1 protein-coding gene is annotated in these 818 nt (G+C 44.7%); it reads right to left on the bottom strand.

Translation table 11 applies throughout. The features are described from left to right. Nucleotides 1-193: 193 nt before the first annotated feature. On the bottom strand, nt 194-818 hold a 625-nt coding region (locus A3739_RS03755; protein WP_156502327.1), incomplete at its 5' end, for a glycosyltransferase family 4 protein.

Below are 818 nucleotides of genomic sequence, written 5' to 3' on the forward strand. Positions count from 1 at the left end.
AGGTGAGCTGTTGATCAAGCACCTTGGAGGAAATATGGCCCGATTCTGGCTCCTTGCTGAACCGATGAAACATGATAATGCGAGGTTCGTTGCGCATGAGCCAACGTATAAAGGCATAGCCTCCTAACGGTCCCAGCATTTGGATTATCTTGGATTTTGAAATCATGGTTAAGCTTTCGTGCTAAGTAGAGGGCTAACGCTCATTTAATACGTTTATGTACAGTTCTTCTTGATGCGCAAGCATAACAGGCAATGTAAGGTTTTCGGCGACTTTTCTTTGTGCCTCTCTGCCAAATGCTGCACGTGTTTCTGCAGCGTCTTTGGCTTCAACCAAGGCATTTATGATTTCTGTCAACTCACTAACATCACCAGCCTCATATAAAAAACCGGTTTTCCCATCGTCAACACACTCCGGATTACCGCCAACAGCCGAACACACTACCGGCTTACTATGCTGCATATACTCAACAATTGCGTTTGAAAAACCTTCGGACTCAGAGCACAACAAACAAATATCAAAACCTTGGATATAATCACTAGCCTTGCTTTGACTTCCTACGAACTCAACACGGTCTAACACATTTAAGTTATCAGCCAGGGCTTTCAGATCACTTGGGTCTCCCCCACCAACGATCACCAATCTCAGCTTAAAGCCTTTACAGGTCAGTTGTGCCACAGCATTAATCGCGTCCTGCATACGCTTAATTGGTCGTATATTCGCGACGATACCCAGAACAATTTCGTCATCGCTTTGGCGCAAATCGATCTTGTTAGCGGCTAGAATCTCAATATCCTGATATCCGTTGTAGACAACATGC

This window comes from Oleiphilus sp. HI0067, assembly GCF_001635735.1.